The organism is Limnobacter sp. SAORIC-580 (assembly GCF_013004065.1).
GTDB classification, from domain to species: Bacteria; Pseudomonadota; Gammaproteobacteria; order Burkholderiales; family Burkholderiaceae_B; genus Limnobacter; species Limnobacter profundi.
Window position 1 is genome coordinate 829,408 of the sequence record NZ_CP053084.1, and the last position, 25,432, is coordinate 854,839.

Annotated in this window: 23 protein-coding genes; 11 read left to right on the top strand and 12 right to left on the bottom strand. The window is 53.5% G+C overall.

Annotated features, from left to right (window positions below; translation table 11 throughout):
• Nucleotides 1-161: 161 nt before the first annotated feature.
• On the bottom strand, nt 162-1,076 hold the full coding sequence (locus HKT17_RS03920; protein WP_171097981.1) for a LysR family transcriptional regulator: 915 nt from the start codon (nt 1,074-1,076) through the stop codon (nt 162-164).
• Nucleotides 1,077-1,198: 122 nt separating this feature from the next.
• Here HKT17_RS03920 and ycaC point away from each other — a divergent pair, with 122 nt between their 5' ends.
• From ycaC to HKT17_RS03955, 7 genes are all read left to right on the top strand, one after another.
• Nucleotides 1,199-1,819: an isochorismate family cysteine hydrolase YcaC gene (gene ycaC / locus HKT17_RS03925; protein ID WP_171097983.1), complete on the top strand. Its 621-nt coding sequence runs from the start codon at nt 1,199-1,201 to the stop codon at nt 1,817-1,819.
• Nucleotides 1,820-1,842: 23 nt separating this feature from the next.
• A complete protein-coding gene (locus tag HKT17_RS03930) occupies nt 1,843-2,733 on the top strand; it encodes a pirin family protein (RefSeq protein ID WP_171097985.1) in 891 nt (296 codons plus the stop codon).
• A gap of 110 nt (nt 2,734-2,843) precedes the next feature.
• Nucleotides 2,844-4,013 (top strand): acyl-CoA dehydrogenase family protein, encoded by a 1,170-nt coding sequence (locus HKT17_RS03935; RefSeq protein WP_171097987.1) that lies wholly within the window; start codon nt 2,844-2,846, stop codon nt 4,011-4,013.
• Nucleotides 4,014-4,022: 9 nt separating this feature from the next.
• Nucleotides 4,023-4,796 carry an SDR family NAD(P)-dependent oxidoreductase gene (locus tag HKT17_RS03940; RefSeq protein WP_171097989.1) on the top strand — a complete coding sequence of 258 codons (774 nt, stop codon included), beginning with the start codon at nt 4,023-4,025 and terminating at the stop codon, nt 4,794-4,796.
• Nucleotides 4,797-4,807: 11 nt separating this feature from the next.
• On the top strand, nt 4,808-5,836 hold the full coding sequence (locus tag HKT17_RS03945; protein ID WP_105028427.1) for a phosphotransferase family protein: 1,029 nt from the start codon (nt 4,808-4,810) through the stop codon (nt 5,834-5,836).
• Nucleotides 5,803-6,210: a DUF6285 domain-containing protein gene (locus HKT17_RS03950; protein WP_171097990.1), complete on the top strand. Its 408-nt coding sequence runs from the start codon at nt 5,803-5,805 to the stop codon at nt 6,208-6,210. The genes HKT17_RS03945 and HKT17_RS03950 overlap by 34 nt, the downstream gene beginning before the upstream one ends.
• A complete protein-coding gene (locus HKT17_RS03955) occupies nt 6,207-6,881 on the top strand; it encodes a histidine phosphatase family protein (protein ID WP_171097992.1) in 675 nt (224 codons plus the stop codon). Before HKT17_RS03950 ends, HKT17_RS03955 begins: the two co-directional genes overlap by 4 nt.
• A gap of 21 nt (nt 6,882-6,902) precedes the next feature.
• On the opposite strand, the gene HKT17_RS03960 is transcribed toward HKT17_RS03955, so the two are convergent.
• From HKT17_RS03960 to HKT17_RS03975, 4 genes are all read right to left on the bottom strand, one after another.
• Nucleotides 6,903-7,289: a YciI family protein gene (locus HKT17_RS03960; RefSeq protein ID WP_171097994.1), complete on the bottom strand. Its 387-nt coding sequence runs from the start codon at nt 7,287-7,289 to the stop codon at nt 6,903-6,905.
• 2 nt (nt 7,290-7,291) lie between these two features.
• On the bottom strand, nt 7,292-7,744 hold the full coding sequence (locus tag HKT17_RS03965; protein ID WP_240605677.1) for a YciI family protein: 453 nt from the start codon (nt 7,742-7,744) through the stop codon (nt 7,292-7,294).
• The gene (locus tag HKT17_RS03970; RefSeq protein ID WP_105028431.1) at nt 7,680-8,096 is read right to left on the bottom strand and encodes a YybH family protein; all 417 of its coding nucleotides are present in this window, start codon (nt 8,094-8,096) and stop codon (nt 7,680-7,682) included. Before HKT17_RS03970 ends, HKT17_RS03965 begins: the two co-directional genes overlap by 65 nt.
• A gap of 81 nt (nt 8,097-8,177) precedes the next feature.
• On the bottom strand, nt 8,178-9,428 hold the full coding sequence (locus tag HKT17_RS03975; RefSeq protein ID WP_171097996.1) for an RNA polymerase sigma factor: 1,251 nt from the start codon (nt 9,426-9,428) through the stop codon (nt 8,178-8,180).
• An 81-nt stretch (nt 9,429-9,509) separates the two neighbouring features.
• On the opposite strand from HKT17_RS03975, the gene HKT17_RS03980 reads away from it, so the two are divergent.
• Both HKT17_RS03980 and HKT17_RS03985 read left to right on the top strand, forming a co-directional pair.
• Nucleotides 9,510-11,666, top strand: coding sequence for a TonB-dependent receptor (locus HKT17_RS03980; RefSeq protein ID WP_105028433.1), 2,157 nt, complete (start codon nt 9,510-9,512; stop codon nt 11,664-11,666).
• A gap of 6 nt (nt 11,667-11,672) precedes the next feature.
• Entirely contained in the window at nt 11,673-12,884 is a 1,212-nt protein-coding gene (locus tag HKT17_RS03985) for a putative solute-binding protein (protein WP_205882497.1), read from the top strand.
• 9 nt (nt 12,885-12,893) lie between these two features.
• Here HKT17_RS03985 and HKT17_RS03990 read toward each other — a convergent pair whose 3' ends face one another.
• The 5 genes from HKT17_RS03990 to HKT17_RS04010 all read right to left on the bottom strand — a co-directional run bounded on the left by HKT17_RS03990 (nt 12,894) and on the right by HKT17_RS04010 (nt 19,771).
• Nucleotides 12,894-14,156 (bottom strand): DUF3089 domain-containing protein, encoded by a 1,263-nt coding sequence (locus tag HKT17_RS03990; protein WP_171097998.1) that lies wholly within the window; start codon nt 14,154-14,156, stop codon nt 12,894-12,896.
• Nucleotides 14,153-16,603: a neutral/alkaline non-lysosomal ceramidase N-terminal domain-containing protein gene (locus HKT17_RS03995; protein ID WP_171098001.1), complete on the bottom strand. Its 2,451-nt coding sequence runs from the start codon at nt 16,601-16,603 to the stop codon at nt 14,153-14,155. Before HKT17_RS03995 ends, HKT17_RS03990 begins: the two co-directional genes overlap by 4 nt.
• A 136-nt stretch (nt 16,604-16,739) precedes the next feature.
• Nucleotides 16,740-17,342: a nitroreductase family protein gene (locus HKT17_RS04000; RefSeq protein ID WP_171098005.1), complete on the bottom strand. Its 603-nt coding sequence runs from the start codon at nt 17,340-17,342 to the stop codon at nt 16,740-16,742.
• A 97-nt stretch (nt 17,343-17,439) separates the two neighbouring features.
• Entirely contained in the window at nt 17,440-18,441 is a 1,002-nt protein-coding gene (locus HKT17_RS04005; RefSeq protein WP_171098007.1) for a catalase family peroxidase, read from the bottom strand.
• Between the two features lie 115 nt (nt 18,442-18,556).
• Nucleotides 18,557-19,771 (bottom strand): iron-containing alcohol dehydrogenase, encoded by a 1,215-nt coding sequence (locus tag HKT17_RS04010; protein ID WP_171098009.1) that lies wholly within the window; start codon nt 19,769-19,771, stop codon nt 18,557-18,559.
• Between the two features lie 177 nt (nt 19,772-19,948).
• Here HKT17_RS04010 and HKT17_RS04015 point away from each other — a divergent pair, with 177 nt between their 5' ends.
• Both HKT17_RS04015 and HKT17_RS04020 read left to right on the top strand, forming a co-directional pair.
• Entirely contained in the window at nt 19,949-21,982 is a 2,034-nt protein-coding gene (locus HKT17_RS04015; protein WP_171098011.1) for a TonB-dependent receptor family protein, read from the top strand.
• Between the two features lie 106 nt (nt 21,983-22,088).
• Nucleotides 22,089-23,192, top strand: coding sequence for an alpha/beta fold hydrolase (locus HKT17_RS04020; protein ID WP_171098013.1), 1,104 nt, complete (start codon nt 22,089-22,091; stop codon nt 23,190-23,192).
• Between the two features lie 4 nt (nt 23,193-23,196).
• Here the strand turns inward: HKT17_RS04020 and HKT17_RS04025 are convergent, their stop codons facing one another.
• Both HKT17_RS04025 and HKT17_RS04030 read right to left on the bottom strand, forming a co-directional pair.
• Complete coding sequence (locus HKT17_RS04025) at nt 23,197-24,621, bottom strand: LVIVD repeat-containing protein (protein WP_171098015.1); 1,425 nt, start codon at nt 24,619-24,621, stop codon at nt 23,197-23,199.
• A gap of 138 nt (nt 24,622-24,759) precedes the next feature.
• The gene (locus HKT17_RS04030; protein WP_171098017.1) at nt 24,760-25,425 is read right to left on the bottom strand and encodes a DUF305 domain-containing protein; all 666 of its coding nucleotides are present in this window, start codon (nt 25,423-25,425) and stop codon (nt 24,760-24,762) included.
• Between the last annotated feature and the right edge of the window lie 7 nt (nt 25,426-25,432).

The following is a 25,432-nucleotide window of genomic DNA, read 5'->3' on the forward strand; positions in this document are numbered from 1 at the left end:
CATCTCTCCTTGGTTGCCGTTAATTATTAACTGCTGAATTCAGTGTAGGGTGCTAAATCCTATCAATCAAGTTGTTTTTATAAATTTACCCTATAGGCAGGGGCAATTGATATTTTTGACCTTCAGCATGTCTTTCATATTAATACCGGAAAAAAAGTTGGTCACTCCTCGTCGAAAGAGTCGTACTTCTCGCAAAGAAAGTCGATCAACGCACGCACCGCAGGCAGCATGCCCCGCCTGGAGGGGAATACCACATGAATGATTTCACGACGGGGCGACCAGTCGGGCAATAACTTCACCAGCTCGCCGCTGGCAACTTGCTTGGGCACCATGAGGTTAGGCAACTGAACCACGCCCACACCCGCCATGGCGCTGGCCCGCAAGGCCACCATGTCGGTGGTCACCAGCCGTGGTGAATGGGGTATCACGATTCGCTCACCACTGGCGTGGGTCAGGCACCATTCAAAACTGGTTTGTACCTGACCTTGGGTTTGCCCCAAACCCAGGCTTGGCCAGTCAATCAAATCGTTGGGGTTTGTGGGCAAGCCCTTTTTGTTGATCAAGCAGGGCGATGCCACCAAACACAGGCCACGGTCTGAGAGTACCTTGAGCACCAAGTCACTGCTGTCCAAAGGCAATGGGCGAACCCGTATGGCCAGGTCAACACCCTCGGCCACCACATCCACCCGCCTATTGCTGGCTTCCATGTGCACTGTGACTTGCGGATGTTTCACCAGAAATTCCGCCAGCATGTCGCCAATGTGTGCATGCAGCAATGCGATGGGACAAGTCATGCGGATCAGGCCACGTGGCTCGGAATGATTTTGTTCAATCAATTCCTGCGCACTTTCTGCCTCAATCAACATGGCCTTGCAGTGCTGGTAGTAAGTTTTTCCGATTTCTGTGATGTGCAGCTTGCGGGTGGAGCGATACAGCAGTTGCGTGTTTAGGCGCTTTTCAAGCTCGGCAATTCGGCGGCTAATTTTCGATTTCGGAACACCCAGTGCGCGTGCCGCAGCAGAGAAACCCTGGTGTTCAACCACTTTGGCAAAGTAGTACAGGTCGTTGAGATCCATGTGTATTTGCCCCTTATTGTTCCTCATGCAGAACGATCTGTTGAGTTTTTGCGTGCTTATCAATGATTGTTTGTTTCAATAGCATATTGCCATTATTAACTGTCAATGAGAAGGAAGACACCATGAGCAAGCCCTATGTTCGTCTTGATAAAAACGATGCTGCTGTGCTGTTGGTTGATCACCAGGCCGGTTTGCTGTCGCTGGTGCGGGATATCGATCCCGATCGTTTCAAAAACAATGTGTTGGCCTTGGCCGATTTGGCGAAATATTTCAACTTGCCCACCATTTTGACGACCAGTTTTGAGACTGGCCCAAACGGCCCTTTGGTGCCTGAGCTAAAAGAGATTTTTCCGGATGCGCCTTACATTGCACGCCCCGGACAGATCAATGCTTGGGACAACGAAGAATTCCTGGCTGCCGTGAAAGCAACCGGCAAAAAGCAACTGATTATTGCGGGTGTCGTGACCGAGGTGTGTGTTGCATTTCCAGCCTTGTCGGCCCTTGAAGAAGGTTATGAGGTGTTTGTGGTGACCGATGCATCGGGCACCTTCAATGAACTGACGCGCCATTCTGCCTGGGAAAGAATGAGCAATGCAGGCGCCCAGTTGATGACCTGGTTTGGCGTGGCCTGTGAATTGCACCGCGACTGGCGCAATGACATTGAAGGTTTGGGTGCCTTGTTCTCGAATCACATTCCCGATTATCGCAACCTGATTACCAGCTACACCGCGCTGACGAAATAAGTGCAAGGCGTTATGATTTTGACATGAACAAAATCAGACGAATTGAACTTCGAAGCGCCGATTTGGGCGAAGGCATGTTGGTGAAACGTGCCTTGCCCAGTCGCCACCAGCGCATGGTGGGGGCATGGTGTTTTCTAGACCATGCTGGGCCTGTTAATTTTGCACCCGGCAAAGGCATGCATGTGGGTGCACACCCGCACACGGCCTTGCAAACCTTCACCTGGCTGATCGACGGCGAAGTGCTTCACAAAGACAGCTTGGGCAATGAACTGATTATTCGCCCAGGGCAGGTGAACCTGATGACCGCGGGGCGTGGCATTGTACACACCGAAGATTCGGTGGTGAATGGTGGCCGCCTGCATGCAGCACAGTTGTGGATCGCCTTGCCGCCAGAACTTGCAGATTGCGAACCCGATTTTGCCCATTATCCGGAACTGCCAATTTGGCATGTTGAGGATGTTCAATGCACCTTGCTGGCGGGCACCTTCAATGCATTCACTGCGCCCACGGCAGTGCGTTCGCCCATGTTGGGCATGGATTTGTTCAGTAAGCAGGGTGGCACAGTGAATCTGAGTTTGAACCGGGATTTTGAGTACGGATTTCTGACTTTGACAGGGCAGGTGAACGTGCAGGGCGAGACTTACACACCCGATGAGTTCGCCTATCTGGAACCTGGTTCAGAGAACCTTGAGATGACCCTGAGCACCGATGCGCGTGTCTTGTTGCTGGGCGGTGTGCCGTTTGAAACACCCGTGCAAATGTGGTGGAATTTTGTTGGCCACAGCAAGGAAGCCATTGCACAAGCTCAAAAAGATTGGGAGCAGGGCGATCCGCGTTTTGGCGACGTACTCGACGAATCAGCAAACACCGGTGTTGCTGCTCGACTGGCTGCACCAGCACTGCCCTGGAAATAGGGTTTTTAAAGCCATTTCAGGGTTATCCATAGGCCACGCTGACAGCTTGCATTTGGGCAGCCGTGTTGAAGTCGATTACAGTAGATGTATCGACTGACACGGAGTGCCCCATGGATTTTTCCCTGACCCCTGCATTGAAATCGCTTCAAGATGAGGTGAGAACTTTCATTGCCGAACAGATCATTCCTCTGGAGAAAGACCCACGTCAAACCGCGCACGGACCTTCTGAGGGACTGCGCGAGGAATTGGTGAGTTTGGCCCGCAAGGCAGGTTTGTTGACTCCGCATGCGTCCAAAGAACTGGGTGGGCGCGGCTGGAGCCACATTGAAAAAGCAATTGCATTTGAAGAGGCTGGTTACTCCACCTTGGGGCCCACGGCCATGAATATTCATGCGCCCGATGAAGGCAATATTCACTTGCTGGAAGTGGTGGCTACACCTGAACAAAAAGAACGCTGGCTCAAACCCATGGTGCAGGGAAAAATTCGTTCGTGTTTCGCCATGACTGAGCCCGCGCCCGGCGCTGGTGCTGACCCTTCGATGATGCAAACCACCGCAGTGAAAGATGGCGACCACTATGTGATCAACGGTGACAAGTGGTTTATTACCGGCGCGGAAGGGGCAAGCTTTGCCATCATCATGGCGAAGATGGAAGACGGCACAGCCACCATGTTTTTAAGTGACATGAATGCCCCCGGGATTGAGTATGTGCGCACCATGGATGCAATGGACGCCTGTTTTACCGGTGGGCATGGCGTGTTGAAGTTCAACAATTTGCGTGTGCATGAAAGCAGTGTATTGGGTGAAATTGGCAAGGGGTTTCGATATGCGCAAGTGCGCCTTGCACCGGCCCGTTTAACCCATTGCATGCGCTGGCTGGGCCAGGCACGTCGCACACACGACATTGCATTGAACTACGCCCGCAAACGGCAGGCCTTTGGTGTGCAGTTGGGTGCGCATGAAGGCGTCAGTTTTATGTTGGCTGACAATGAAATGGATTTGCATACGGCGCGTTTGCACATTTGGCACACCGCCTGGATGCTGGACCAAGGCGAGCGATGTAATTTTGAATCGAGCCGTGCGAAGGTGGTGTGTTCAGAAGCCGAGTGGCGGGTCGTGGATCGCAGCGTGCAAATTCTGGGTGGGCAGGGCGTCACAGGTGAAACCATCGTAAGCCGCATTTTTACCGACATGCGCGCATTTCGAATTTACGATGGCCCCAGTGAAGTGCACCGCTTCAGCATGGGTAAAAAACTGATTGCAGGCCTGGACAAAAAATAAGGAAAAACCATGAGCAACAATGATCTGTTTTCCATGCAAGGCAAATTGGTGCTGGTGACTGGTGCTTCGAGTGGCTTGGGAAAACACTTTGCACAGGTGCTTGCCGGTGCAGGGGCAACCGTGTTGTTGAGTGCGCGCAACGTTGAAAAACTGCAGCAAGTGTTGGATCAAATTCAGGCAGCCGGTGGCAAAGCGTATGCGGTGGCCATGGATGTCAGCAAATCGTCTTCAGTGAACACAGCCATGGCGAATATTGCTCAACAACATGGTGTGCCCGATGTGTTGATCAACAATGCCGGCCAGTCGATTGCCAAACCCATGTTGGAGCAAACCGAAGACGATTGGGACCAAATACTGGATACAAACCTGAAAGGTTGCTGGCTGGTGGGCACTGAATTTGCGCGCGCCTTGGCTGCTGCGGGTAAACCGGGGGCGATTGTGAACATTGCATCCATTTTGGGTGAGCGCGTGGGCGGTGCGGTGGGGCCGTATGCCATTTCAAAGGCCGGGTTGGTGCAGGCCACCAAGGCGATGGCGCTGGAACTGGCCCGTTACCATATTCGCGTAAACGCCATTTTGCCTGGCTATGTGGCCACAGAGATGAATAGCGAGTTTCTGGCCAGCGAACTGGGCGACAAATTGCGCAAACGAATTCCGACACGGCAGTTTTGTGAGCTCAGCGATTTGACTGGGCCGCTATTGCTGCTGGCCTCGAATGCAGGGGCGGGGATGACTGGCGCTTGCGTTGCAGTGGACCGCGGGCATTTGGTCAGCGCTTTGTAGGGCGCCATGCAATGAACGATACTCAAAAAAAGTCTCTGGAAAAATATTTGACGCAGGCATTGCTCGCAGACAGGGTTGAAATCTTGCAAGCAGCATTGCTTTCCGGTGGTGCCGTACAAGAAAACTGGGCACTGGATTTGCAGGTCACTGGTGGTGTTCATGGAAGTACTCAAGGTGGCCGATTGAACACTGTATTGCGTTGCGATTCACCCACTGCAGGTGTGGCCATCAGCCACGGTCGTGCGCAGGAATTCGCTTTGTTGCAAACCGTGTTCAATGCAGGTGTAACCGTACCGCAACCCTTGTGTTTGTGCACCGACACTTCCGTGTTTGGGCGCCCGTTTTTTGTGATGCGCAGAATAGGCGGCACAGCGGCTGGCCATGTGCTGGTGAAGAACACCACTTACGCACCCGATCGTGTTGAACTGGCTAATCGCTTGGGTAGGGAATTGGCGCGTATCCATTCGATCAGGCCACCCCAGAAAGCGCTTGATTTTTTGCACACTTACGCTGAATCGCCCGCGCAGTATCGGATCAATACCCATCGCGAGTTTCTGGATCAACACCACACCGCTTACCCGGCACTGGAATGGGGTTTGCGCTGGCTTGAGCGCCACGCGCCAGCACGCGACTTGATTACACTGGCTCATGGCGATTTTCGCACCGGCAACTACATGGTGGATGAACATGGGCTGACCGGTATTCTGGACTGGGAGTTTGCAGGTTGGAGCGATCCGCTGGAGGACGTTGGCTGGTTTTGTGCGAAATGCTGGCGCTTTGGGCAAGACGATTTACCGGCAGGCGGCATTGGTCTGCGCGAACATTTTTACCACGGTTATGAGGTCGAATCTGGTCGCACGATTGATCGAGATCAAATTCATTATTGGGAAGTGATGGCCCATGTGCGTTGGGCGGTGGTGGCCATTGAGCAGGCACAACGCTTTTGTTCCGGGCAAGAAAACTCCCTGTTGCTGGCTTTGACTGGCCACATTGTGCCGGAGCTGGAATGGGAAATTTTGAACATGACGGAGCACAACTGATGCGTGAACAACCCACTGGTGAATTGCTTTTGCAGTGCGCGCGCGAGCTGCTTAAGAGCAAAGTGTTGCCTATGTTGCAGGGTGATGCCAAGCGAGATGTGTTGATGGTGATGAATGCCATGTCGATTGCGCAGCGTGAGTTGCAGCAAGGCGCCGCACTTGAGGAAGAAGAGCAACGCGGATTGGCCGAAGTATTAGGTGAACCTGTATTCGATGTGGCCCGGGCAAACCGTGTATTGGCGGCCCGCATTCGTGCTGGTGTTGCAGACCCTCACAACCCAGAGCGTACTGAAGTACTGAGCCACTTGCGTGTTGTGGGTAAAAACCGTTTGCTGGCCAGCAACCCCAAAATACTGACGAGCCACAAAGTATGAGCACCTTGGTGTTGATGCGACATGGTCAGGCCTCGTTTGGGGCCGCGCGTTACGATGCTTTGTCGGAACTGGGACAAGCCCAGGCGCGAGCCACCGGGCTGTGGATGCGCAATCAAGGCGTACATCCAAATGCGGTGTTGCACGGACCCCGACAAAGGCAGGCTGACACCGCAAACTTGTTGCTCAAGGAAAGCGGGTATCTAATTTCTGGCAAACAATCTGAGGCATTGGATGAGTTTGCCGAGGGTGAAGAAATTTTCAGTGCAGCAGAGCAATTGCTTGGGCGCAGTATGGCACTCGACTCGGGTCGGTCACGCCTTGAAGTGCTGCGTGATTACGATGCAACCTGCCGGGCCTGGGCCAATGGAGACGTGCGTATCCCGGGGCGATTAAGCCTTGGCGAGTTTCGTGAACAGTTGCGCGATTGGTTAAGTTCGCACACACAGGCGCAACATGCCAACGGGCAGATTGAAGTGGTGGTCACATCTGCCGGATCTATTGCAGCACTGGTGTGCGAAGTGATGGGCTTGCCCGATGCAAGCTGGTACAGCCTGCTGCGTGTAATTCGAAATGCATCGCTCACCGAGGTACTGTATTCAAAAGGCAAAGTCAGCTTACTCAGTTTCAATGGTGTGAGTCACTTGCCACCGCAATTAAACACGTCCATGTAATTTAGCGGCAGTAAACACAGATCAAGCAGTTTGCTTGCCTCCTGCGGCATTTCCATGGCTGACCAGTTCCCGTGCAGGGCGCACTTCAATTGAGCCATAACGGGCGGGTGGAATTTTCTCGGCCAGTGCAATCGCTTCATTCAGGTCTTGGGCTTCCAGCATGTAAAAACCTGCGAGCTGTTCTTTGGTCTCTGCAAAGGGGCCATCAGTCGTGTGGGTCTTGCCATTTCGAACCCGCACGGTAGTGGCGGTATTGACTGGCAACAAAGGGCTACCTGTGATGAAGTGCCCCTTGTGGCTTAAATTTTCAACGCAGGCGATGCACTCGTTGTTCAGTGCATCCCATTCCTGTTGCGACATGCTGTTCATGATGTTCTCGTCGTAATACACCAAGGCCAGATATTTCATATTCAATCTCCGTAGCGACAATCTTCGCGAAGTGATTCTTCAATCGGACGAATTTCGATCGTACCCAACCGCGCAGAGGGCCATTGCGATGCAATTCGCAAGGCCTCGTTGAAATCATGGGCTTCAATCAGAAAAATACCACCCAGTTGTTCCTTGGTTTCTACAAAGGGCCCGTCGGTTGTTACCAACCTTTGATTACGCACCCGCACCAGCACACCATGGTTGGCGCTCTGAAGTGCATGGGTGGTAATCAAGTGGCCGCTTGCTTTCAAGGATTCCACATAACTCAATGTTTCCTGCCTCAAAGCCAGCCATTCTTCATGTGGCATGGCTTTGAAGAGGGCCTCTTCCTCATGGGCAAGGCAAAGGTATTTCATGGCAGGTTGCCTCTCAAGGTTGGGCATCGAAAATGGCTTTACCGCTTTCAGGGTCGAATGGCGAAGAAAAATGCTCATGCACAATTTTCCATTCATTTTTTTCCTGACGCAGACACACGGTGGCACGCATCCAGCCAACGTTTTCATTGCCAAAGTCTTGAACCGAACCACAACGCGACAGGTAATGGCAGAAGGCCAGTTCGCCGCTGCTTTGAATGTTCAATTGATGAATTTCAAAGATGATGCCGCCACCGCACAACTGCATGCAGTATTTCCAGTGTTCTGCGTAATTCGCTTTGCCGACGATGTGCAGCACTTTGACTGCATCAAACGACACCACATTCTCGCTGTAGTGGCTCATGATTTTTTCCAAGTCTTCGTCGACCACCGATTGTTGCCAGCTTTCCAGCACTGCCTTGATTGCGTTCATGGTTTCTCCTTTAGTTGGGGGTTTCATGAATTAGTCGAACGGCACTTTCTGAAATCGACATTGTTTGAAATTTTTTTTAAATTAATTTTTCAGTCTGCCCAAGTCATCCAGACGTTGTTGTAAAAAGCGCTGCTCCGGCCCTTGTCGAGTCAGACGAAGTGCGTCTTGATAGGCATCACGGGCTTCCTTTACGTGGCCCATTCGCCTGTACAGGTCTGCGCGTGTGGCGTGGGCCAAGTGGTAGTCGTGCAGGTGGCCTTGCGCCATCAACTCGTCGACCAGCGCAAGCCCTGCCTCGGGACCGTCTCGCATTGCCACGGCCACAGCCCGGTTCAGTGCAACCACCGGCGAATGGGTGTGTTCCAGCAGGGCGTCGTAAAGGCCAACAATTTGTATCCAGTCTGTTTTCTCCGTGCTGGGGGCTTCGGCATGCACAGCACTGATTGCTGCCTGCAGCGTGTATGCGCCAAATCGGCGTGTGGCCAAGGCCTGCAACACCAACTGGCAGCCTTCGCGGATCTGGGCCTGATTCCAGAGTGTGCGATTCTGGTCTGCCAGCAAGATCAGATCACCATTGGGTGTGCAACGTGCTGCCTGGCGGGAGTCATTCAATAACATCAAGGCAAGCAGCCCCACAGCTTCGGGTTCTGGCAACAGTTGTACCAGCAGGCGCCCAAGGCGGATAGCTTCGCTGCAGAGTTCTTTGCGAATCAATGCTTCGCCGGTCGAGGCCGAGTAGCCTTCATTGAACACCAGATAGATCACATGCAGTACGGCATGCAGACGTTCTTGAAGCTGATCGGCTTGAGGCACTTCGTAGGGAATTTTGGCATCGCGAATTTTGGTTTTGGCGCGAACAATTCGTTGCGCCATGGTGGGTGTAGTGCTTAAAAATGCGCTGGCGACTTCTTCCGTGGAAAGCCCGCACACCTCCCGCAAGGTGAGCGCCAATTGGGCTTCAGGTGACAGGCTGGGGTGACAACAGGTGAAAATCAACCGCAAGCGATCGTCTTCAATGGTTTCGTCGGCGTAATCGGGTTCATGGTGTAGTTGCTCGGCGAGATCGTCGGCAACGTCTTCAAACGAGGTGTCGAATTTTGCACGGCGGCGGATTTGATCAATGGCTTTGAATCGGGCGGTGGACACCATCCAGGCCCTTGGGTTGGTGGGGATGCCTTCGACTTCCCACCGCTGTAATGCAATTGAAAATGCTTCGTGCATGGCTTCTTCAGCCACATCAAAATCGCCAAGCAAGCGAATGAGGGTGGCCAGAATTCGGCGGGACTCCTGTTGGTAAAAAGTATCTAGCCAAGGTCGCAGGGCAGTTCTCATGTACTTAAATTAACATTCGTTAATACAAATGATAATAGTTATCATTATAATTGGTGGATTGTCCATTCTCCGAAGTTTCTCATGATCTCCCAGAATCCCAAAGTCAGCTTCTTGGCTCTCGCAGTATTTTCAGCCCTGTCATCCAACGCATTCGCCCAAGCCAACGAGTTACCTGCAGTGCAGGTCAATGCCAGTGCCGATGCCTCAGCCGACGGACTTGCACCTGAATACGCAGGGGGCCAAGTGGCCACAGGCGGACGTGTGGGTTTGTTGGGCACGCAATCAAATATGGATTCGCCGTTTAACCTGACCAGCTACACCTCGAAGTTGATTCAAGACCAACAAGCATCCAGCGTTGGCGATGTGTTGTTGAACGATCCGGCAGTTCGCGTGGCGCGTGGTTTCGGTAATTTTCAGCAGGTGTACCTGGTGCGCGGCCTGCCCATTTTCTCGGACGACATGTCGTACAACGGATTGTATGGTCTGCTGCCCAGGCAATATCTGGCCGCAGAATTGATCGAACGCGTTGAAGTGCTGCGTGGCGCGAACGCGTTTTTGAATGGTGCAGCGCCCGGCGGCAGTGGCTTGGGTGGTGCGATCAATGTGGTGCCCAAGCGCGCGCCGAACTACGACATTAACCAGGCCACAGTGGGTGTGCAGAATGGTGGAGAAACTTACCTGGCTGGCGACTTTGCTCGCCGTTTCAACGATGGGTCTACCGGCATGCGGGCAACCATTGCCAGGCGCGATGGCGACACCAATGTTGAAGGAGAGTCGCGTGAACTTTCCTTGTTCGCAGTGGGCGCAGATTTTCGCAGTGACCATCTGCGAATCTCCGCAGATGTGGGCTATCAAGAGCACAAGCTTCAGGCTTCGCAGCCCAATATCACAATCGCCGCAGGCCTCGCCATTCCAACCACACCGCGTGCAGACCGCAGCATTGCGCAGCCCTGGACCTTCTCCAACGCAGAGGACACATTCGGCACTGTACGTGCTGAATATGATTTCAATGACACGGTGACTGGCTGGTTGGCCGGTGGTGCAAGGGAAAGCAACGAGGCCGGGAATTTTTCCAACCCCACCGTGGTGGATGAACAGGGGAATACCAACGCCTTGCGTTTTGCAAATGTTCGTGAAGACTCCGTGCAAACTGCCGAAGCAGGTTTGCGCTTTAAGTTCAACGCGGCTGGGGTAAAGCACACCGTGAGTACCACCGCTTCAGTGTTTGAACTTGAGTCAAAAAATGCTTTCGATTTTTCCAGCTTTACCGGTTTCTCGAACAATATTTACAATCCAACAGCAGTTCCCGAACCCGCATTGGGCGCATTCCCCAGTGGCAATTTCAACAATCCTTTGCTGACCGAGAAAACAGAAACTTCAAGCCTCGCTGTAGCAGACACCATGGCGTTTTTGAGTGAGCGATTGTTGCTGACCGTGGGGGCGCGCCACCAGCAAATTGAAGCCACCAGTTTTAATGGAAACACCGGTGAGCAAACCGCCAATTACTCTGAGAATGCCACCACACCGGTGGCGGGCGTGGTATTCAAACTTAGCCCCAAGTACTCGGTATATGCCAACTACATTGAAGGACTGGTGAAGGGTGACACCGCACCTGCCACTACTGGCGCAGGTGCACCTGTGGCCAATGCAGGAACTGTGTTCAAACCTTACATTACTGAGCAGGTTGAGCTGGGCGTGAAATATGACGGCGGCAGCGTGGGTGGTTCAGTGTCGGTGTTCCAAAGTGAAAAGCCCAACTACGGCATTGACAGTTCCAATACTTTTTCACAAGTAGGCGACCAAACCAATGAAGGCCTGGAACTCATGGCGTTTGGCAAAGCCAGCAAAACAGTCACCGTGCTTGGTGGCGTGAGTATTTTGAACACCGATGCTGATGGCCGCGATGCGATTGGCGCCCCTTCAACACAGGCCAACGTGGGGCTGGAATGGAGCCCGGCGCAGGTGCAGGGGCTTGCATTCGAGACAAGGGCAATTTACACCAGCAGTCAGTACGCTGATGCAGCCAATACACAAGAGGTGCCATCATGGACTCGCCTTGATTTGGGTGTCAGGTATGTGATGCCGGTGGGCAATGCGCAAGCGTTGACACTGCGAGCCCGTTTGGACAATGTGACTGATCGGAATTACTGGGCCTCTGCGGGTGGCTTCCCTGGTTCGGGTTACTTGACGATTGGCAACCCGCGTACCTTGACAGTGTCTGCTTCGCTGGATTTTTAACAGAGCATGTTGCGGCGCATGATTGACCATGCGCCGCGAATGGCTGATGATGTAACCGCTCAGTTACATCTGTGTTGCAGTACTTTTTCCCTTCACTGGAACACCGCCATGCTCACCCGCTTTCTGCTTGCCTCACTGGCCTTTGTTGGAACTGCGGCTTCCACGCCTGCACTTTCACAGGTCAAGGGACCGGAAATTCCGCCCAACCTCATCGGCAATGTCTCTCGCCAGCTTATGAAAGAGATGAAGCCATTGGACAAGCCACTGCACATCAAGATTTGCATTTTCGATATTTTGGGCAAGGCTGGGCCGGTGTTCAGCGTGGCGCAAGACATTGCTTTGGAAGCACGCAAGTGGAATGTGTTCGCCGAGTTGATTCCTCACACCAATGAAACGGTGGCCACCGAGTCCTTCAGGACAGGGCAATGCGAGGCGGTGGGCATTACCACCTTGCGTGCGCGTTTGTTCAATCAGTTCATGGGCAGCTTTGATGCAGTGGGTGCGCTGCCCTCTTACGATCATGTTAAAACTGCTTTGCAGGTTTTGATGGGTAACGACGCTTTGTACGACCTGTCAATTCAAGGCAAGTATCAGGTGGTTGGCATGGCCCCATTGGGTGCAGCGTATGTGATGGTGAACGACCGATCCATCGACTCGATTGAAAAGGCTGCGGGCAAAAAAGTGGCGGTGATGGATTGGGACAAAAGCCAGGCCAAAATGATTCAGCAATTGGGCGCACAGGCTGTGCCCAGCGATATTACCAACTTCGCGCAAAAATTTAATAACGGTGTGGTCGATATTGTGGCTGCGCCCGCCGTGGCCTTTGCACCGCTCGAGTTGTACCGTGGCTTGGGCACCAAGGGTGGTGTGTACAAAATGCCGCTGTTGAACGTGACAGGTTCGGCCATTATCAACCGCACGCGCTTGGAGAAAGAAATTCCGGACCTCGATGAGCGTTTGAAAAAAATGCGCAAGTTTGGCTTGGGCTTTATTGATCAAGCGCTGGATGCTGTCAGGCTGATTGAGAAGCAGGTGCCTGCCAAATACTGGATGAACGTGACACCAGTGGATCAGGAAAAATACAATGTGATGATGCAGCAGGCGCGTGTGCAGTTGACGCAGGAAGGTGTATACGACAAACGCATGATGAGCCTGCTGAAAAAGGTACGCTGCCACCACACACCCAGTGCTGCGGAATGCAGCACGAATGTGGAGTAATGCAACGTTTTATTGTCGCAAGAAGCTGGCCGCTTGACGCTGTGCAAGCAGCACCAAATTGCCTTGCGCAATTGACACATCAATCAGGTGAAGTCCCCAATTCGATCCGCCAATAAATTCACCGGGATAGTCGTCTGCGCGCGGATCGTCGGGGTTTGCCACGATACTCGCTTCAAGATAACTGACACCATTCGGCCCCACCTTGCATTCTCCTTTCACTTGCCCGGGCATGGAGTAGTAGGGGGTGGGAATGGTGAAGTTGCTGATTGGATTCGCGTAGGGGCCGCCAGGTCCACGTGGAATCAGTAACACACGAAATACCGGTGGCTGCTGGCGAGGCACAATAGGAAACAAATCTGCTTGTCCGCCTGCCAGTGCTGCGGGGTTTGTGCACAGCGCTTGTTGACCTTCTTCAGCGCTTAAACCAAAGCGTGGATCTTCAAGCTGAGGATCGCCTGCGCGGTAGGTCACATAGGCCACTACGCAGCCCAGTTGGTTGGCATTTCGACAAGCGGGTACCGTTTGAAACGATCCGCCCACATCGCGACCCTTGGGCACCAGCACATTGGTACCGGGTATGTGGGCTGAAATGAAACGGCTCATCAGCTCGGGTCTGGTTTCAATTTCCTCTGCAATCAGCCTGCGCAAAATGCCCGAACCTTGAGAGTGCCCCACCAAAATAAAACCGCGTCCATCGCTTTGATTCGCGATGTATTCCTTGAAGGCGTCCAGTACATCGGCATACGCCACTTCACCGGCATTCGGTGCAATGTCGATACCGCCCAGTGCACCCGTGAATGTGGTCAGGCCCAGCGCGGTCAATGTGCGCTGTCGGTAAACGGGTGCGAACTGACGACACACCTCGCCATAACGGCCAAATTGCAGTGCAGTGGTTTGTTGTTCTTGCAAGTCATCATTCAAGTCTGAGTTGCCCATCAGGTCGATGCTGGTGGTTGGGTAGACGTAGAAACAATCCACTTGGGGCGCTGTGGCAGATGCGTAGCTTAGTGTGGTAGCAGTGGCATCTGCAGCCACTGCAGTGCTGTCAAAATTGCCGTTGCACACGTTGCTGGTTCCCATCAAATCGGGGTGACACAACCAATTGCTGGTGCCTGTGTACAAAGTGCTTTGGTAGCCCGGGAACGGGTTGCTGGTATTGGCGGCACTCGCGCCTACTCGTGTGGCAGCACTGCTGGTGCTGCTTGAGTCTCCACCGCATGCGGACAGCAACAGCGATACAGTCGCAACGCTCAATAAAAATGGATGAATCACATTCTTCTCCCGTCACTGCAGGTGGCACCTGTAGCCGTTACATCAAACGCCTCGCTCACACCTTCAAATGGCTCGGGCGACCTCGCTGGTACGGCAACACCCCGGTGCTTGATTCGATATTTACCCGCAGGCGTGTTGGCCGGAATTTTCCATTCCGCCAAGGCGGAGGATACAAAGCCGGGCAATGGAATCGGGCTTAAGTACGGCGTGGGCTCGAAGGGCTGCCAGCGGAAAATCAGTTCGGGCGAACGGTCGTGGGTAAAACTTTCCCATTCACCGTTCGCATTCATTCGCTCCACTTCCACAATCGCCAGCCCACGGGTTTTCATGTTGCGCGGATGAGCGCTTTGAAATTGTGCGGTCACCGTGTTGCCGGCCGTCACCGTGGGTGTGGGTTGGGCCAATACATCGCCAAATGCGGCACTGGGGGCCTGATCAAACGGCACATAGGGTGGGCGGGGAATCGGGTTGCTGGTCACTGTGCGGGGTGGGCCGGCAGGCGGTTGATTTTGCTGGGCCAATGACAGGGCCAGCCTGCGGCTTTCCTGTTGCACGGCGGCCAGCGTCCAGGGTCCAAATTGCGTGGAGGCGCCCTCATATTGCTGAATGGAATATTCTTCACGCGTGGTGAGGTAATTGACAAAATCATTGCTCAGGCCACTGATGATCACCTGGTCAATGCCTTGTGGCTCCAACACTTCCAGCACAGTTTGACGAATGCGCCGCCCGGCCATGGTGGTGATTTCCCAAGGCAAGCCCAACACTGCCACATTGCCAATGGTGAACAACTGAAATGGCAGCACATTGTTGCTGAAGTTCAGGGGCGGGCCGAGTACAAACAGCACAGGTTTTTCAGCTTGGCAACTTAGGCTGGTGCCAGCGGGCACCGCGTCAAATGGAAGGTCATTCAGGTTGCACAGCACGGCGGTGGCCAATATTTCCGGTGGCAGTTTGCCTGCGGCCAGCGCAGCCAGGTCGCGGGTGAGGCGGGCCGGGTCGGTGCGGCCGTTGCAGCTCGCGCCTTCCACTGTGGGGCCAGGGCCGTCTTCAGCGCCTGCACCAAATGACACGCCCATGGCGGCGGTGCAGGTTTTTTTCACGGCGCTGTTCAGTGATTCTGGGTGGCGCAGTGAATTCAGCACCACGGGGTCTGTAATTTCCACTTCGTCCATCTTCACGTGGAATTGTGCAAAATTCACTCCACCACGCACCAACTGGTTGGCATCGCGGTACAGGGTCAGTGCGCGCGCCAGTTGCTTGCTGCCGTTGATTTCCACAGCCTTCAATTCATCGGTAGAGCCACCACGTTCCTCAAAAGGTTTGTCTTTGAAGAAAATATTGGGGCTGCTGTCACCTTCATCGGTTTGTGCAAATGCAGCCACGAAAGTGTCTTTCCCGGCCGGTGCCTCGTATTGTGTGCCCATCAATTTTTCAAAGGCCAATGCTGCCCAACCTTTGTTGTCTGAGGAAATCAAGGGATTGGTGTTGCCTGTGGTGGTGGGGTGCACACCAAACCAGTTGATTTGCCCGATGGGTGTGCCATCGGCGCGGCGCAGTTTCAGCAGTGCCATTTCCTTGTTCACATTCTGGCTTTCACCACGCTGGTTCAAGTACTGGTTGCGTTCTTCTTGCGGGTTTTGATCGTATGCAATCGCAGAGCGATTCACATTGGCATTCAACAATTCACCATTGTTGACCAACAGGCGACCTGGCTCTGGGTTGGCTTGCAGGTTGGCATGTGCACGTCGAATGGCTTCCACAATGCCGTCTACGATGAAGTTGTAAACCTCCTCGTCATGCCCCAAACGGAACGCATTGAAAGCGGTGAAGTGCGCATAGCCACCGGGTCCGGCGTGGGTGTGGGTGGCGTTTAGCATGATGTTCTGCTCGTTGTAGAACGGTGCCAATTGAGCATCGGCTGCCACCTTGTTCAAAACCCCTTGGCGCACAGCATGGAAAATCATGCCGAGGTCGTTGACCACATACACCACGCGGTTACCGTTGCATGGTGAACCAATCACATACGCGCGGGAAAACTGGCGGGTGTGCAGGCCAAGGCTGGCGTGGGTGGGGCTTTCATAACCCATCATCACAGAACCCGCTGCGGGGCCAGTGATGTCGACAATGCCGGTGCCCATGGTAAACGCGGTGTTGTTTCTGCAAGTGCCACTGTTCAAGCCTGTGCTGGGTTGAATATTGCTGTTCGGTGTACTGGCTGGGGTCAGGGAGGGGCTGTCTTGCCCTTCACCGATCAACAGGTTTGGATCGCTTAGCGCACATTGCAAACCTGCGGTGTCAACAAACTCAGCGTTGCCGGGGTTTTCATTGGGGTTGGTGCGATTGTCGGTTTGGGTCAGATCGCTGCTTTCGCCAAGGCAGCCTGCCAAAGTGGCTGCGGCCAGCAAAACTGTGACAGCGCGAGTTGTGCGATGCAAATGGATGTTCATTGTGAATACTTGTTGTGTGTGTCTCCTTTGATTCTTACTGCTTCGTTGTTGGCACAGATTCAGGCCAGGGCTCCATGTGACGTACTGTGTCGTGTAACCGACACTAGTCACTTTTGAAGCCCTGAAGCGGGGGCGCTTAAAAAGTGTTGTTCACCAGCACTTCGTCCAGGCTGAGCTGGCCGGGCTTTGGCCAAGGCGCTTTGGTTCCTTTTCCAATGGCCACCATGGGGCCCATCACATGGTCAGCAGGCAAGTTGATCAACTTGGCCACCGCTTCAATGTCAAATCCGATCATCGGGCAGGAATCCAGGCCAATGCCTTTGGCGGCCAGCATCAGCGTTTGCATGGCCATGCCAATGGATCGTTGGGCTTCATCGCGCTGCAACCAATCGCGACCATCGTGGAAAGGTCCCATCCAGCCAACCAGCAAATCTGCGACTTCTTTTGGCGCCTGCACCCAATAGCGTGAAGGGTCTTTCTGCCAGGCTTTCATGTCGGCGGTCATGATGACCAGCAAGGATGAGTCCGTGATTTGGGTTTGGTCGTTGCCCAGTTTGCGCATTTCTGCACGCAGGACCTTGTCGCGTACCACCACGAAACGCCAATGCTGAATGTTGAAACTGGTCGGTGCCTGAATGGCGGCCTCGAACAGTTTTTTCTCATCGTCTGCGGAGATGATGTGCTCGGGATCAAATGCCTTGATGGCCCGGCGTTGATAAATTGCGTCAAATAATTCCATGTACTGCTCCTTGTGGACTGCTGTGCACCGCATAAAAAAAGCCGGAACCCTGGAGGGGGAACCGGCCAATAGTGTACAGGCTAAAAGGGAAAGTCGTTTATTTGGCCAAACGACGTGCCTGTGACACTGCGTAGCTGCCTGCCCGTGCTGCAAGCAAAGGATCATCCGATCCTTCGATACCGGTGGGCAATACCAGTGGGTTGAAGTTGATGCCGTCGCAAGCGGACTTGTCTGTCACTGCGGTTACTTTCAGGCGACCGGCCACTACTTTTTTACGGTCGTCAGGCCAGGCCACAGTGGCGTTGTCGGTGGGGTCTCCAGCTTCAGCCAGTTGCAGCACCATGTCGAATTCAACTGGAATTTGTGACACTCGGCCTTTCAGTTCGTCTTCAAGAAACACCTTGGCGTGTGTGGCCAGTTTGTCTTCGGCAATGAATTCCTGGCCTGTTACGGGTACAAACATCCACTTTGCGAACTGGGTTTTGCCTGCTGCATTGGTGAACTTGAATGCGTTTGCGCTCCAGTAGTTCACTGCACCGTAGCTGGCAGGTACGCCAGTTTTGGCAACCCATTCCATTTGCGGTTTGAAGTCAGGGTACTTGGCGGCCGCCGCTGCTATCTTTGCAGGATCCGGTTTTTTAGTTGCAGGGTCTGGCTTGCGTGCCTCCAGGAAAGCAAGGAAACCGTCGGGTGTGGCAGCTGTGAAGAAGGGGGATGAAATGTTGGCCATCAGCCATTGCTCGCCATTCGGCAAGTCAAATTGGGCGGCCAGGCCGCGTACGCCTTTGCCGTTTTCAGGCGCATTGGGATTGCCGCCACCCACGGAAAAGCGCAGGGTAACCGGCACTGGTTTGCCAGAAAAAACAGACGCTTTGGAAACGGCCGAAGCTGCCTTGTTGCCTGTGAATGTGCCCGCAGCGCAAACGCCGCGAGCGCCTGACCGGCGCGAACCCGCATGCGTGCCAAACACACCTTCAAGGCCGTCCACCAAATTCACTGCGTTGGCCGGTTCGCTGGGAATTGCAGTCTGAGCGACCGCTGTTTGTGTGCCAAGGGCGGCCAGTGCCGCAACAACTGCCAAACCAATTGCTGTTCTCATTTCCTGCATCCTTCTTTTGATGGTCATCGATCTCGCAACCCACCCGGTGAGCCGGATGGTCTACGCTATAGATCGCTGACGCGAGAAGGAAGTTACAGTGTCACAAAAATATAATTTATTGGGTAGGCAGCAGGTTCTTGATCACTGACTCGGCGACGCGCTGATTCATGTAACGCGGTACCGCATAAGTAAAGCGGGCTTCTGCGATTGCAGACTTGGCCACAGCGGGAATGTCAGTTGCTTTCAAGGCAGCCAGCTGGGTTGGAATGCCAAACTTTTCATTCATGGTGCGAATACGGGCAATAAAGGCCCTGGCCAGGTGTACGTCGTCGGCACCTTTGTCACCAATGCCGCACGCGCGGGCCAGAATGGCCAGGCGGTCGGCACAGTTGGGCAGGGAATAGTCCAGCACATGGGGCATCACTATAGCATTGGCCAGGCCATGGGGCGTGTGGTACAAGGCACCAAATTTGTGAGCAATGCCATGCACATAACCCACTCCGGCTTGTGTGAAAGCAATGCCAGCCAGGTGCGATGCCCGAGCCATTTTCTGGCGAGCTTCCAGGTTGCTGCCGTCTGCAACAGCAGTTTCCAGGTGCTTCATGATCAGCTGGGTTGCTTCCAGGGCTTTTTCATTGGTTTTTCGGGTGGCATTGCGTGATACAAAGGCTTCCACAGCGTGGGTTAAGGCGTCCATGCCCGTGGCCGAGGTGATGTGCGCAGGCAAGCCGGTCATGAGCGATCCATCCAGCGCGGCGGCCGTGGGCAACAAGCGAATGTCCATGGCGGCTACTTTCCGTTTGTTTTCTGTGTCGCTGACCACGGCCGCAATGGTGACTTCTGCACCGGTACCAGCGGTAGTGGGTACGGCAAACAAGGGAATCATGCCCTTGTGCACCCGCAGCAAGCCGGTCAGTTTCAATACAGGCTTGTTGTTCTTGGCGCGGGCACCAATCATTTTGGCGGCATCAATGGGGCTTCCTCCGCCCACTGCCAAAATAGCCTGGCAGCCGTTTTCCATCAGCATGCGGTAACCGGCTTCAATTTGCTCCACAGTGGGGTTGGGTTCCACGCCGTCATACACCACGTACTTCACGCCCTGGGTTTCAAGCTCAGCCTTCATTTTCTCAAGTACGCCAAGCTTGACCAACACAGCATCGGTCACGATCAATACATTGCGGTGGCCCGCGTCGGCCATGTGCCGAACCAAGTCCAGTGAGGAACCGGTGCCTTCGAACATGCGGGGCCACTTGAAGGGCATCAGTGCAGTGACCACTTTGAAAATGGCCATATAAATGCGTAACGCGAGCACTTCGAGTGCATGCAACATGCGGGTGTCTCCTAACTTTTATTGTGGGGTTAACAGTTGTTACTATGATTGTACAAAGAGTAGGCAGTGTAGAGGCAGAGGAAATATTCCACTTTTCTTGACGATCGGGAAAATTTCACGAGCCCTTTCGGTCAAGCTTGCCGCACTGTCAACAACAACATTCAAGAGACATTGTTCATGAAGCACCGCAGTACACCCTTAATTGCCGCCTTGGCCACCCTCAGTATTACGCAACCCGCACTGGCACAAACCGAAAACCTGGACACCTTCGTGGTCTCGGCCACCCGCGAAGCACGCGACCCGTTTGAGGTGCCAGCCTCGGTCGACAAGATCAACCAGAACACCCTGGAGAAAGCGGCCAGCTTTCAAGTGAATTTGTCGGAAACACTGACCCGTGTGCCGGGTTTGGTCATCAACAACCGCAATAATTTTGCGCAAGACCTGCAAATTTCAATTCGGGGCTTTGGGGCGCGGGCCACCTCGGGGGTGCGAGGCGTGCGTTTGTTTTCCGATGGCATACCCGCCACCATGCCGGATGGTTCCGGCCAAATTTCCCACTTCAGTCTGAGTTCAACCGAGTCCATCGAGGTGCTGCGCGGGCCGTTTTCATCCCTGTATGGCAATTCCTCGGGCGGCGTGATCTTGCTGACCACCGAGAACCCGCGCGTGGGCACTGAGCTGGAGGTGAACCAGATATTTGGAACCGACAGCACCCGCAGAAGCGGTATCAAGCTGAACAAGGGCAATGAGGAAGTGGGCATTGTGATTGATGCATCCACTTTCCGAACCGATGGATACCGCGACCACAGCAAAGCACGTCGAGACAATTTCAACAGCAAAATGGTGTGGAATTTAAGCAGCGACACCAGGCTGAGTTGGGTGGTGAATTATGTGGACATTCCACTGGCGCAAGACCCGGCTGGCTTGACCGCTGCCCAACTGGCCAGCAACCGCCGGCAGGCTGGCACCAACACGGTGGGCAACAACACCAATAAAACAGTGGAGCAAAGCCAAACAGGCATTGTGTTGGAGCACAAGTTCAGCCCCGGCACCAATATCACTTTCAGCCCTTATTACGGGGACAGGAAGATTCGCCAGGTGTTGGCCAGCACTGCGGTGATCGATTTGAAAAACGAATACAGCGGCGCCGACCTGCGATTTGGGCACCAAACCAGCCTGCTTGGGAAACCCTTGTTTTTGAATGCGGGCTTGACCGTCGGTGAACTGGAGCAAGCCAGATTGGGCTTTTTTGGTGCCAGCACCACACCCAACCGGGATGAGGCCAACACGGCCAGCCAGTTCGATCAGTACCTGCAGGCGGAGTATTTTTTCACCGACAAATTGAGTGTGCTGGGCGGGGTTCGAAATTCGTCCATCGAGATCGAATCCAATGATCAATTTTTGAGCAACGGCGACGGCAGTGGCAGCAAAAAGTACGATGAGGTCACCAGCAATGTGGGCTTCACCTACCGTTTGCAACCCAACATCAACACCTATATTTCATACGGTGAAGGATTCGAGACCCCCACCTTGCTTGAAACTGCGTATTTGTCAGTTGCACCACCCAGTCCAAACTTCAACTCCCAGCTGGAAGCCGCAAAAAGTGAGCAACTTGAAATTGGTGTTAAAGCCAAATTTGGTGGCACCTTGGTGAATGCAGCGCTGTACACGGTAGACACCGACAACGAGATCGTGGTGTTGGCTGCGAACGGTGGTGCCACCTCATTTCAGAACGCTGGCTCGACCAGTCGCGAAGGTGCGGAACTGGCCCTGCAGCATGCTTTCAACAGGCAATGGCAAGCCAATGCGGCGGTGAATTACATTCGTGCCACCTACGACACCTCGGTTAACAGCATTCAGGCCGGCAACAGCTTGCCCAGCATTCCGAAAAAAACCTTCTTCGGTGAGCTGGTCTACAAGCCTTCAAGCCTGTATGAGGCAGCCACAGAATTGCGGTATGTCGACAAGCTGTTTGCCAACGATGCGAATGATGCGTTTGCCCCTTCCTACTCGGTGGTGAACCTGCGCGCCAGCAAGGACTGGCCTTTGAATGGTGGCTGGAATGTGCGCACCTATGCCCGTGTGGACAATGTGTTCGACAAGGAATACGTGGGGTCAGTGATTGTGAACCAGGGGGCAGGGCAGTTCTTTGAGCCTGCCAGCGAACGCCAGTTTTTACTGGGCGTTACCGTGGGTTTGAAGTGGAAGTAAGCACTCATGTGACTGTCAGGTAACTTTAGAGCGCCCACACCACTCCCCGTGGCTTGGGCGCTGTTAGAATCTGACACACATAATTTTCACAATCAGGTTTGCCGCCATGTCCACTGCACTCAGCCTTCGTCGTATCAGCCACATGTCCAGCAATGGCTGGGATCGCTTGTTCAAATCAGAATCCATGGTTCGCGCGGGTTTGCAGCCGTTTGAAATTGTTCACCAAAGCGGCATTCACAGCGTTCGTCATTACTTGCCGTTAACTGAAGAAAGCATCACCGTAGGTGACGACACGCTGCCAGTGAGCAAGAAGCGCAATCAAATTCCGCTTGTGCTGATCGCACCCCTGGCCGTGAACATGTATGTGTACGATTTGCTGCCCGAGCGCAGTTTTGTGCGCTACCTGATGGCGCAGGGCTTTGATGTGTACCTGATCGATTGGGGCAAGCCCACGCGCAAACAGGCAGGTTTAACCCTTGAGAATTACATCAAGGAATTTTTGCCCGCGTACCTGAATGCCGTGCGTGAACACAGTGGTTCCAAAAAGCTGAATCTGCAGGGCTGGAGTATGGGCGGTGGCATGGCCTTGGCTTACACGGCCTTGTTCAAAGACGAAAACATCAACAAAGTGGTCACCTATGGAACGCCCATCGATGGCCACGCCAACGGTGCCATCGGCCAACAATACAAACGCTTGGCGAACCTTCTGAAGTCGGCCCGAATCAATTTCAGAAAGGTGCCCGCCAAATTGCTGTACACGCCGGGCTGGGCCAACGTGATCGGTTTTAAATTGCTCGACCCTGTGGGTAGCCTGAAAGGTTACTGGAACCTGATTTCACAGTTGCACGACCGTGAGTTCGTGGCCCAGCATGCCAACCAGGCGGCATTTATTGACAGCCTGGAGGCCTACCCCGGTGGTGCATTGCGAGACTGGTTTGCGAGCATTTGGCTTGAAAATGAAACAGCGCACGGCCACTTCAGAGTGGGCAAGGCCGTGGCCAACTTCAAAGACATCACTTGCCCGGTGTTGGGTATTGCAGGCAAATCGGACAACCTGGCCAACGTGGCGTGCTGCAAGCCGATCACCAAGGTTGTTGGCTCGGAGAAGTCCGAATTCTTTATCGGCCCGGGCGGCCACATTGGCATCATGAGCGGCAAGGAATCGCCCAATACCATTTGGGCGAAAACCGTGAGCTGGCTGAATAGCTAACTTATCATTTCAATGGATATACGTCGTTAGTAAACCTCAACACCATGAAGCCGTTGTCTTGGCAAGTTACCCAAATTTGATCGCTGCCTACAAAGCGGGGCGGCGAGCTGCACCAATCGGTGCTTAGATCCGCAGTAAAACCAAGCGCACTGCTGGCATGCTCTGAACCTGCCAGTTGTGCTTTTTTCTCGGATTGTGCGGGTGGATTATAGTAAGCAATTTCCTTGGCTGATAGTGGATCGCGTATATCAAACACACGCACACCCGATTGAAAATAGCCGCACGCAATGGCGGTTGGATTTATTTTCCGGTCTACGCCGCAGTAATGCCCTTCGTAGCCAAAGCTCCCATTGTTTGCAGTGTCTGCTGCACGAATTGCGGCATTTGCCTCGGCATGAATGGCCAGTTTCAGCTTGGATACAACCACAGGTGCGGTTTCATCTGAAATGTCGATAATTCTTGCTGCACCGGCTCCACCCTCATCTACAGCAATTACAAACGGTTTCCCGTTGTAGAAAACTGGAATGGTGTGCTGGCTCAAGTCGCCGTCCTCCCAATACACACTGCCTACTTCGGACAACATGGGCACAGGGTCTCTGTTTTGAATGCTGCTGGTATCCAGAATGATCACGCCAGGCGGGGTCAGTGACGTCAGGTACATGCGGTTGCCGTCTTCGCTCAACTCAAAGCCATGATTGCTGGGAGAGGCAACCGTGGTGTAGAGAATGCGCGGAAGGCTCGGGTTGCTGGTGTCGATTGCGGTAATACTGCCCGGGTTCAGGCCCGTTGCCCAATAGGTGTTGCCATCTGGCGACCATGCACCTTCATGACCAATCAGGTTGGCGGGCAATGTCAGGTTGGCCGCAAATGAATTCAGTAGGGTTGGCTTCGCACAATCGGTACCGATGTCGTAAATATCAAAGAAGCCAGCGCTAAGTACAGGCCCTACCGCAACGCCGCCCAACAAACCCCTTGCTTCGTTCACTTTTAGCGATTCCCAAGTGCTTTGCAAAAATGCAGGGCTGGTCAGGTTTGCTGACAGGGTTGGGTTGCTGGGGTTGCTTGCATCAATCACCTGAACACCTTGCGACACCTTCTTGGGGATACCTGTAAATGTGGTGCCCATGTAGGAGCAGGTTTTGTACGAAGGATTCACCCAGGTGCTGCCTTCGCCTTGGTACTGACCAACCAGTTCCATGTTGCACTTGTAGCCTTGCTTACTGCGTCCGCTTTCCCGGTCGGCCAATGATACTTGGCCTTGGAGTCCGGTCTCCGGCACCGAGCCTGCGCCACATTGCGCCGGTGTCACAAAATTTGCGCCGCTTAATTCATTAGGTGTCGTGCGGGAAGTTGTACCGCCACCATCGTCAGACCCACATGCAGCCAAAGTGGCAGCACCTGCAATCAACCAAATTACATTGTGTTTCATTGCCCTGTCTCCTCTCTAATTTTTTGTTAGCGTAGAGCGCGGGCACTTACTGGTTTCTGACAGTTAACCAACTCCTTACAAAACTTCAGCATGTGCTGTCGGCGTTATTACGGGGTTTGTGGGTACAAATATGCACTGTCAGCTGTCTAGTTGAGTCAACAGTTTTTTCATCACTGTTATTTCTGCGTTCTGTTCGCGAATCATTGCTTTGGCCAAACCCTTCACCAGCAAGGATTGACCATTGTTAATCGCAAACCGTGCCATCGGAATTGCGGCTTCGTGATGCCTTATCATTGATTCCAGAAAATGGCGCTCCAGTTCAGCCCCCGACAGGGACCTCATGTGATGGAATTCATCCACATTTAACATTCCCGGCATTTGGCCTTTTGTCGACTTGCATTGGGTGATGTAAAGAAGGTCTTGAACATTGGTCACATCCTTGGCATTTTCTACCCAGGCCATGGGGGCATTGGCGGGGGGAGTCACTCTTTGACCCCAGGCCGTCAGCCATCCTTTCATCTGTCCGATTTCTTGAAGCTGTGCCGTCAAAATTCCATAGGCCAGCAAATCAATATTGGTTGAAACCTTGCCTTTGACGATGCTGGCCATCGAGATAGCTTGATCATGATGAATGATCATGCTCTGAGCAAAGCCAATATCAATTGAGTTGGCTTGGGTGACTGGTTTGTTCGCTGTTTCGCTTGTGGCGTTTACACGGGTAGGTTCGGTATTACTACAGGCAATGCCAACGGCGATACCAATCAATAAAAGACAGGCAGCGTATGAAAGTTGTTGTTTCGACATAAGGGCG

Bases quoted from the DNA above. Each gene is read 5' to 3' on its own strand.
- HKT17_RS03935 (WP_171097987.1), top strand. From the start codon at position 2,844: ATGGATTTTTCCCTGACCCCTGCATTGAAATCGCTTCAAGATGAGGTG.
- HKT17_RS04015 (WP_171098011.1), top strand. From the start codon at position 19,949: ATGAAGCACCGCAGTACACCCTTAATTGCCGCCTTGGCCACCCTCAGT.
- HKT17_RS04005 (WP_171098007.1), bottom strand. From the start codon at position 18,441: ATGAGAACAGCAATTGGTTTGGCAGTTGTTGCGGCACTGGCCGCCCTT.
- HKT17_RS03945 (WP_105028427.1), top strand. From the start codon at position 4,808: ATGAACGATACTCAAAAAAAGTCTCTGGAAAAATATTTGACGCAGGCA.
- HKT17_RS03940 (WP_171097989.1), top strand. From the start codon at position 4,023: ATGAGCAACAATGATCTGTTTTCCATGCAAGGCAAATTGGTGCTGGTG.
- HKT17_RS03955 (WP_171097992.1), top strand. From the start codon at position 6,207: ATGAGCACCTTGGTGTTGATGCGACATGGTCAGGCCTCGTTTGGGGCC.
- HKT17_RS03985 (WP_205882497.1), top strand. From the start codon at position 11,673: ATGTTGCGGCGCATGATTGACCATGCGCCGCGAATGGCTGATGATGTA.
- HKT17_RS03980 (WP_105028433.1), top strand. From the start codon at position 9,510: ATGATCTCCCAGAATCCCAAAGTCAGCTTCTTGGCTCTCGCAGTATTT.
- HKT17_RS03960 (WP_171097994.1), bottom strand. From the start codon at position 7,289: ATGAAATATCTGGCCTTGGTGTATTACGACGAGAACATCATGAACAGC.
- HKT17_RS03950 (WP_171097990.1), top strand. From the start codon at position 5,803: ATGGGAAATTTTGAACATGACGGAGCACAACTGATGCGTGAACAACCC.
- HKT17_RS03975 (WP_171097996.1), bottom strand. From the start codon at position 9,428: ATGAGAACTGCCCTGCGACCTTGGCTAGATACTTTTTACCAACAGGAG.
- HKT17_RS04010 (WP_171098009.1), bottom strand. From the start codon at position 19,771: ATGTTGCATGCACTCGAAGTGCTCGCGTTACGCATTTATATGGCCATT.
- ycaC (WP_171097983.1), top strand. From the start codon at position 1,199: ATGAGCAAGCCCTATGTTCGTCTTGATAAAAACGATGCTGCTGTGCTG.
- HKT17_RS03970 (WP_105028431.1), bottom strand. From the start codon at position 8,096: ATGAACGCAATCAAGGCAGTGCTGGAAAGCTGGCAACAATCGGTGGTC.
- HKT17_RS03965 (WP_240605677.1), bottom strand. From the start codon at position 7,744: ATGAGCATTTTTCTTCGCCATTCGACCCTGAAAGCGGTAAAGCCATTT.
- HKT17_RS04000 (WP_171098005.1), bottom strand. From the start codon at position 17,342: ATGGAATTATTTGACGCAATTTATCAACGCCGGGCCATCAAGGCATTT.
- HKT17_RS03995 (WP_171098001.1), bottom strand. From the start codon at position 16,603: ATGAACATCCATTTGCATCGCACAACTCGCGCTGTCACAGTTTTGCTG.
- HKT17_RS04020 (WP_171098013.1), top strand. From the start codon at position 22,089: ATGTCCACTGCACTCAGCCTTCGTCGTATCAGCCACATGTCCAGCAAT.
- HKT17_RS03930 (WP_171097985.1), top strand. From the start codon at position 1,843: ATGAACAAAATCAGACGAATTGAACTTCGAAGCGCCGATTTGGGCGAA.
- HKT17_RS03920 (WP_171097981.1), bottom strand. From the start codon at position 1,076: ATGGATCTCAACGACCTGTACTACTTTGCCAAAGTGGTTGAACACCAG.
- HKT17_RS04030 (WP_171098017.1), bottom strand. From the start codon at position 25,425: ATGTCGAAACAACAACTTTCATACGCTGCCTGTCTTTTATTGATTGGT.
- HKT17_RS04025 (WP_171098015.1), bottom strand. From the start codon at position 24,621: ATGAAACACAATGTAATTTGGTTGATTGCAGGTGCTGCCACTTTGGCT.